The sequence below is a fragment of the Prevotella sp. AM34-19LB genome (assembly GCF_003468525.1).
Lineage (GTDB): Bacteria > Bacteroidota > Bacteroidia > Bacteroidales > Bacteroidaceae > Prevotella.
In genome coordinates this window covers 109,864-118,512 of the sequence record NZ_QSIG01000006.1, presented here as the reverse complement: position 1 = coordinate 118,512, position 8,649 = coordinate 109,864, and the positions used below count along the sequence as shown (strand labels likewise).

General features: G+C 50.2%; 1 protein-coding gene and 3 pseudogenes. All 4 read right to left on the bottom strand.

Annotated elements, in window-relative coordinates; all coding sequences use genetic code 11:
• Nucleotides 1–582 precede the first annotated feature (582 nt).
• Complete coding sequence (locus DW830_RS03390; RefSeq protein ID WP_119248866.1) at nucleotides 583–1,926, bottom strand: glutamate synthase subunit beta; 1,344 nt, start codon at nucleotides 1,924–1,926, stop codon at nucleotides 583–585.
• Nucleotides 1,927–1,945: 19 nt separating this feature from the next.
• Nucleotides 1,946–6,468, bottom strand: a pseudogene (gene gltB, locus DW830_RS03385) (glutamate synthase large subunit).
• Nucleotides 6,469–6,507: 39 nt separating this feature from the next.
• Nucleotides 6,508–7,547 (bottom strand): annotated as a pseudogene (gene asnB / locus DW830_RS17260) (asparagine synthase B); the annotation flags it as partial.
• An 83-nt stretch (nucleotides 7,548–7,630) separates the two neighbouring features.
• Nucleotides 7,631–8,294 (bottom strand): annotated as a pseudogene (gene asnB / locus DW830_RS17255) (asparagine synthase B); the annotation flags it as partial.
• Between the last annotated feature and the right edge of the window lie 355 nt (nucleotides 8,295–8,649).

Genomic DNA, 8,649 nt, shown 5'->3' with positions numbered 1-8,649 from the left:
CTAACATTGCATATTTTACATGAGGATTTTGTCTCAGCAACCATCCAAGATATATAGATGGTTGCCAAGCCACTGTGTCCCTTATATAAAAACATTATAAAGCCTTTAGGCTGAGATTATTATCCCGAACTGAGGTAATGATAACGTTTTCACGAAAATATCCTTGTCAACCAACTTGACCTGCATCAACTGCCCAAACAAGAAGACACTTCAGTTGTCTAATAAATAGAAAAGAAGAGGAAAAGAAAGAGAGACTCGATGACACTAGTGACGGCGGTGACACCTGTTTTCTAAAAAAATCCTACGCGCGGGCGGGCAGGAAAAATTTCTCCAATCAGCCTCCCGCCCGCCTACGCGAGAGATTTTTTAAGAAAATGCTGTCATCGGTGTCACTCTGTCATTCCGGGACAAGTCGCCTTAGCACCATAAGTATCTTACCTAGACCTCGTAAGCAAGTCACTTAGCACCCGTAAGCAAGTCACTTAGCACCCGTAAGTAAGTCACTTACCGAGCACAAAAAAGGGAGGTTCACCTCGTCACAAGGTTTACCTCCCTACACTTATAGTTAAAAATAACCGAATATTACTTGTTCAGGAACTTATCTACCTGAGCCGCAATCTTTCTGCCGCTTGCCATGGCACGAACCACCAGAGAAGCTCCGCTGGCAGCATCACCAGCCACGAAGACATTCTCGGCAAACTCAGGCTGCTGTGGCTTCAGGAAGCCCATTGCCAGGAATACAGCCTCTGCCTTGATAATCTCCGGCTCGCCTGCCTCCACCATCAGTGGGCGACCACCCTCTGGGTTTGGCTTCCAGTCGATAGGCTGAACCTTTACGCCTGTCAGCTTGCCGTTCTTTCCCAGGAACTCCAGAGAGTTGATGTTCCAGCGACGGGTACAGCCTTCCTCATGACTTGAAGTGGTCTTCAGGGTGCGAGGCCAGTTAGGCCAAGGATTCTTAGGATCCTCTGGTCCCTCCACTGGCTTAGGCATAATCTCAATCTGGGTCACGCTCTTGCAACCCTGGCGATGTGCCGTACCGATACAGTCGGAACCGGTATCACCACCACCGATGACCAATACATCCTTACCCTTGCAGTTGACCAGCTCATCCTTGGAGAACTCCATACCGGCGAGGATACGGTTCTGCTGAGAAAGCAGTTCGAGGGCGAAATAAACACCCTTCAGCTCTCTTCCAGGAATCTTCAGGTCGCGGGCTGTCGGTGTACCGGTAGATATCACGTAGGCATCGAAGCCTTCCGGCAACTTGGTAACGTCAATCTGCTGATTGTATCTGAACTCGATGCCCTCCTCTTCGAGAAGACGGAGACGGCGGTCGATGATGCTCTTGTTGAGCTTGAAGTTAGGAATACCGTAACGCAACAGGCCACCGGCATTCTCACGTGCCTCGAAGACTGTTACCTTATATCCCTTGTGGTTCAACTGGTTGGCAGCAACCAATCCCGCAGGGCCGGCACCGATGACAGCCACCGTCTTGCCATTACGCTCCGGAATCTCAACATGCACATAATCCTCAGAGAAGGCGTGCTCCACGATGGCGCACTCATCCTCACGGTTGGTGGTTGGTTCATGATCCATGAGATTCAGGATACAAGCCTTCTCACAGAGTGCAGGACAGATGCGTCCTGTGAACTCCGGGAAGTCGTTGGTGGAATTGAGGAGTCGGTAAGCCAACTCCCAGTCGCCCTTGTAGAGGGCATCGTTCCACTCTGGTGCCTTGTTGCCCAATGGACAAGCCCAGTGGCAGAAAGGCACGCCACAATCCATGCAACGGGAAGCCTGCTGTCGGCGGTCGTTGCTATTCAAAGTCTGTTCTACCTCGCTGAAGTCGAGGATTCTATCGTGAATTGGTCTATAACCTGCTTCCTTGCGAGGTATAGTCAAAAATGCTTTTGGATTTCCCATCTTTTTTCTAATTTTAAAATTAGTAATCGCGCTGCATATCCGCAATCTTCTGCTGCAACTTCTTTACCTGCTCCTCCTGGAGAACTCGCTTGTACTCGATTGGCACTACCTGGATGAAATCCTCTACGTAGTGGTTCCAGTCGTCGAGCATGGTACGGGCTAACTTACTGCCAGTGTAGAGATAGTGCTGACGGATCAGCTCGTGCAACTCCTTGCGATAGGTGCTGTCTTCCACGAGGTTGATCTCCACCATATCCATATTACAGAAGTAATCGAAGTTGTGGTTCTTATCCCATACGTAGGCAACACCACCACTCATACCAGCGGCGAAGTTACGGCCGGTTTCACCGAGCACTACTACTCTACCGCCCGTCATATACTCACAGCAGTGGTCGCCAGCACCCTCAATCACGGCGATGGCACCGGAGTTACGAACACCGAAGCGCTCGCCTACCTTACCATTGATATACAACTCACCGCTTGTGGCACCATACAATCCAGTGTTACCGGCGATGATGTTATCCTCGGCAGAGAAGTTGCTGCGGATAGGAGGAAGGATGGAAATACGACCTCCTGAGAGTCCTTTGGCGAAATAGTCATTGGTCTCACCCTCCAACTTGAAATCCACTCCCTTCACCAGGAAGGCACCGAAGCTTTGACCTGCAGAACCCTTGAACTTCACGTTCACGGTCTTGTCAGGAAGGCCAGCCTCACCATATTTCCCGGCAATCATACCGCTCAGCATCACACCGGCAGCACGGTCGGTATTCTTGATGGCGAAATCGAGGTTCACCTCTTCCTGATTCTCGATGGCACGCTGTGCACCACGAATCAACTGCTGGTCGAGTACATTGTCGAGATCATGAATCTGCTCGGTAGTATGATAGAGCGAGCAATGACCTGTCTCACGATGCAGCAAGCGGGAGAAATCAAGCAAGTCTGCCTTTTCCTTGATGCTCTTAGCCACCTCTGGCTCTACGGCATCAGCACCCTCGACAGGAACAATCTCCTCATCCTTCTTGCGGACGATGAGCTCGGTATGACCGATGATATCGTTCAATGAGGTGTAACCCATCTCTGCCAGATACTCACGAACCTCCTCGGCGAGGAAGCGGAAGTAGTTAATAAGGTACTTGTAGCTGCCACGGAAGTGCGCACGGAGCTTAGGATCCTGTGTAGCAACACCCATAGGACAGGTATTCAGATTACACTTACGCATCATGACACAACCCAAAACGATAAGGGCGGCAGTACCGAAACTGAATTCCTCAGCACCGAGCAGAGCCATCAGGATGATGTCGCGACCGCTCTTCAACTGACCATCCACCTGCAGGCGAACCTGACCACGAAGACCGTTCTTCACCAAGGTCTGCTGAGTCTCAGAAAGTCCGATTTCAGGAGAGATACCAGCGAAACGCATGCTGGATGCAGGGCTGGCACCTGTACCACCCTCAGCACCAGAGATGACGATGAGGTCTGCCTTTGCCTTAGCCACACCGGCAGCGATGGTACCCACACCGCTCTCAGCTACTAGCTTGACAGAGATAGCCGCCTTAGGGTTCACATTCTTGAGGTCGAAGATGAGCTGAGCCAAATCCTCGATACTGTAGATATCGTGATGAGGTGGAGGAGAAATCAGGCTGATGCCAGGGATAGAGTGACGGGTCTTGGCGATGACCTCGTTGACCTTGAAGCCAGGCAACTGACCACCCTCACCCGGTTTAGCACCCTGTGCCACCTTGATCTGGATTTCCTCTGCATTTACCAAATATTCTGTTGTCACACCGAATCGACCGGAAGCCACCTGCTTGGTCTTGCTGGAGAGCTGATGCCATCCTGTGTAGAATGGAATCGCTCGTTATCTTCACCACCTTCACCGGTATTGCTTCGGGCACCCAGGGCGTTCATGGCGAGTGCCATTGCCTCGTGAGCCTCCTTGGAGAGGGCACCGAAACTCATCGCACCGGTAACGAAGTGCTTGACGATTTCCTCTACCGGCTCCACCTTATCGATAGAGATAGGGTTCTTGCGGAAACTGAAGAAGTCGCGGATGAAGATAGGCTCCTGCTTATCGTCAACGAGATGTGTATATTTCTTGAAGAGATCATAATCGCCCTTGCGTGTTGCGAGCTGCAGGGTGGCGATGGTCTCTGGGTTCCAAGCGTGCTTGATACCGTCCTTGCGGTAGTGGAACTGTCCCATACTTGGCAGGAAGTCGAGCTTCTTGGTCTCGAATGCCTTGTCGTGCAGGCGGATGGCATCACGGGCGATGGTCTCGAGCCCGATACCGCCGATGGTGCTCAGCTCTGTTCCGAAGTAGCTCTTCAGGAGGCTCTCGCTCAAACCGATGCTCTCGAAGATCTTGGCACCACGATAGCTTCGGATGGTAGAAATACCCATCTTAGCCATAATCTTGAACAAGCCCTTCTTCACAGCCTTGATGTAGTTCTGCTCGGCTGTATGGTAATCCTCCTGAATCTTTCCCTTCTTTACGAGGTCGTCGAGAATGGCGTATGTCAAATATGGACAGAGGGCTGATGCACCGTAACCCAGCAACAGGGCTGCGTGCATTACCTCACGAATCTCACCGCTCTCTACGATGAGGGCAGTCTGCACACGCTTGCCGGCATCAATCAGATAATGATGTACGGCGCTCACGGCGAGCAGTGATGGGATGGCGGCATGGGTCTCATCCACGCCACGGTCGCTCAAGATGATGTAGTTGTAACCGTCATCCACGCTCTGTGCTGCCTGCTTGCAGAGTTCATCCAAAGCCTCATGCAGTCCTTCTTCGCCCTTGGCAGTTTCAAAGAGCATGTGGAGCTTGACGGTATTGAATCCCTTGTAGCGGATATTCTGAAGGATATCCAGCTGGGTATTGGTCAGGATAGGATGTGGCAAGCGAACCATCTTGCAGTTGCTCTCGTCTGGGTTCAGAATGCCGGAACCCACACGACCGATATACTCGGTAAGACTCATCACGAGGTTCTCACGGATGGAGTCGATGGCAGGGTTGGTAACCTGAGCAAACTGCTGACGGAAGTAGTTGAAGAAAATCTGTGGCTGGTCGGAGAGTACGGCAAGCGGAGTATCATTACCCATGGAAGCTGTAGGTTCCTGACCCTTGGTAGCCATCGGGATGATGGTACCGTCGATGTCTTCCTCGCCAAAACCAAACTCCAATTCCTTGCGAGTGAGGTTTTCCACACCATTTTCCACTTTTCGTCCGCTGCGCAGCTTTTCCAGTTCTATACGGTTGGTGTTCAGCCACTGGCGGTAAGTATGAGCCTCAGCCAGGCGCTCCTTGATTTCGCCGTCGTAGTAAATCTTGCCTTCCTGTGTATCAATCAGGAGAATCTTACCCGGCTGCAAGCGTCCCTTCTCGGCAATCTCGGTTGGGTCGAAATCCATCACGCCCACCTCAGAAGCCACCACCATCATATCGTTCTTGGTGATGGTGTAGCGTGCAGGGCGCAGACCGTTTCTATCGAGCATACCACCGGCATATCTGCCATCACTGAAGAGCAGGGCGGCAGGACCATCCCATGGCTCCATCAGGATAGAGTGATACTCATAGAAAGCCTTCAGATCCTCAGAGATAGGGTTCTTGTCGTTGAAGCTCTCTGGCACCATCACAGCCATAGCGTGAGGCAGAGACAAACCGCTCATCACGAAGAACTCGAAGACATTGTCGAGACTGGCTGAGTCACTCATATCAGGCTGGACGATAGGAGAAATCTCACGGATATCGCCCAGAGCCTCGCTGCTCAACACACTCTCACGAGCCTTCATCCAGGCACGGTTGCCACGGATGGTGTTGATCTCACCATTGTGGGCAAGGAGACGGAATGGCTGAGCCAGACTCCATGTTGGGAAGGTGTTGGTAGAGAAGCGGGAGTGAACCAGAGCCAGACCGCTTGTAAAATAATTATTAGTCAAGTCAGGATAGTACTGACGCAGCTGAAGGCTGCTCAACATACCCTTATATACGATGTTCGAATTAGACAACGAACAGATATAGAAATCAGGATCGCTGATTCGTTTCTCGATACGCTTACGGATAAGATAGAGGGTGCGCTCAAAGACAGGCACCTTATCATCTGTTACACCTGTAATGAACACCTGTTTGATGGCAGGCTCGTTGCTCAATGCAGCCTCACCCAGACAGTCTGGATTGGTAGGCACATTGCGAAGGTGCATCAACTGAAGTCCCTCACGTTCAATCTCTTCGATCATAATAGAGAGGATATCCTGCTGTTTCTTCTCATCCTTAGGCAAGAAGACAAGACCTGTACCATACTTTCCCTTTTCCGGTACAGGGATACCCTGAAGAAGAATAAACTCATGTGGAATCTGGAGCATGATACCGGCACCATCACCCGTCTTGTTGTCGGCACCCTCGGCACCACGATGGCGCATGTTTTCGAGGACCTTCAAGGCGTTATCGACCAGCTCATGACTCTTGTTACCGTGGATATTCACCACCATACCTACGCCACACGCATCGTGTTCATAGGCTGAACTGTACAATCCTTTTTCCATTTCTTGTTCGTTTTATATCGGTTATTTCTAACTATTTTATTATTGATATGCTTGCTCATGAACTCCCGCTACGGCTCTGCCGCTAGGGTCGTTCTGGTTCTTGAAAGAGGCATCCCAGGCAAGGGCTTCGGCTGTAGAGCAGGCTACGCTTGGCACGCTAGGCACACTCTTGGCAGCGCTGTCGCTAGGGAAATGTTCGGCGAAGATAGAGCGATAATAATACTCCTCCTTGTTCTGAGGAGGATTGATAGGGAATCGCTCGGCAGCATGCGCCATCTGTTCATCGCTGACGGCTGATGCAGTAATCTGCTTCAAGGTGTCAATCCAAGAATAACCTACACCATCGGAGAACTGCTCCTTCTGGCGCCATGCCACTTCTTCCGGAAGCAGATCGGCAAATGCCTCACGAACCACCTTCTTCTCGATAGTCTTGTCAGGACACATTTTCAATACCGGGTTCATACCCATGGCTACATCCAGGAACTCCTTGTCGAGGAAAGGCACACGGCCCTCGATGCCCCATGCCGCCAGACTCTTGTTGGCTCTCAGGCAATCGTAGAGATAGAGCTTGCCGAGCTTGCGCACGGTTTCCTCATGGAAAGCCTTGGCATCCGGTGCCTTGTGGAAGTAGAGATAACCTCCGAATACCTCGTCGGCACCCTCACCGGAAAGTACCATCTTGATACCCATGCTGCGTATGACTCTCGCCAGGAGATACATCGGGGTAGATGCACGCACGGTGGTAACATCGTAGGTCTCAATGAAATAGATGACATCACGAATGGCATCCAGACCTTCCTGGATGGTGTAGTTGATTTCGTGATGCACGGTACCGATGTGGTCGGCAACCAATCGTGCCTTTGCCAAATCAGGCGCACCCTTCAAGCCCACGGCAAAGGAGTGAAGTCGAGGCCAGTATGCCTTGGTTTCGCCACCGTTCTCCACACGGGTAGAAGAGAATTTTTCGGCTACGGCAGAGATGACGGAAGAATCGAGACCACCACTCAGCAATACACCGTAAGGAACATCGCTCATCAGCTGGCGCTTTACAGAAGCTCCAGGGCATCGTGAATCTCCTTCACCGCAGCCTTTTCCTGAGGTTCCGCATCCTTCAGCTGGGCTTCAGCCTTCTGAGTATCATCTATCTGATATTTCTTCTGCATGGCAGCGTATTCAAACCAATCACGGGTATAGTAACGCTTCATGCCAGGATTCTTGCTGTAATAATAATGACCTGGGAGGAATGGCTCGTAGTGGTCGCACTGACCTTCCAGCGCCTTCAACTCGCTTGCCACCAACACCTTTCCATCCTTATCATAACCAATATAAAGAGGAATGACACCGATAGGGTCGCGGGCAATGAGGAACTCATCACGCTCAGCATCGTAAAGGGCGAAGGCAAAGATACCATTCAGCTCTTCAAGCATCTTGGAGATACGGGCGTGGAGCGCATCCTCACCTTTATATATTAAGGTATCAAAGTCGGAATCTGCTCGCATCTCACGATAGAGAGAAAGAATCACCTCGCAGTCGGAACCGGTCTGATACTGGTATTTGCCGGCAAAACGGGCACGGATATTCTGATGATTATAAATCTCACCGTTCACGGCAAGCACCTGCTTTTTGTCTGGTGCAAACAAAGGTTGGCGACCACTTTCCGGGTCAACAATGCTCAGACGCTCATGTGCCAGGATAGCAGAACCACCACAGTAGATTCCGCTCCAGTCTGGTCCGCGATGGCGGATCTTCTGACTCATACGAAGCGCTTGCTGTCGCAATTCAGGAGTTTGCTCCTGAATATTGAAGATAGATACGATTCCACACATAATATCTTTTCCTTTCTTTTACGGTTATTTTTATCTCTTTTTACCTAAAACAAATAACATTTTGTTATGTTTCGGCTGCAAAATTACTACTTTTTGTCAATATACAAAAGATTTTCATTACCTTTTGTCTTAAGAAAAGGTAGATAATTACATATTTAAACACAAGAGCCTATTTTATCTTTCATTTTGAAAGATTAAGTACCAATATTTATTTCAAAATAACACATAGAAAGAAAAATAAGATAAAAGCATTTTTCATCATCGGATTACACGGAATTATCGGAAGAGCATTCTTTCCCATTTTTAGGGGTATCGTTACGACCGTGAGGTCGCTTTCCGTCTAAAATCCGTGCGT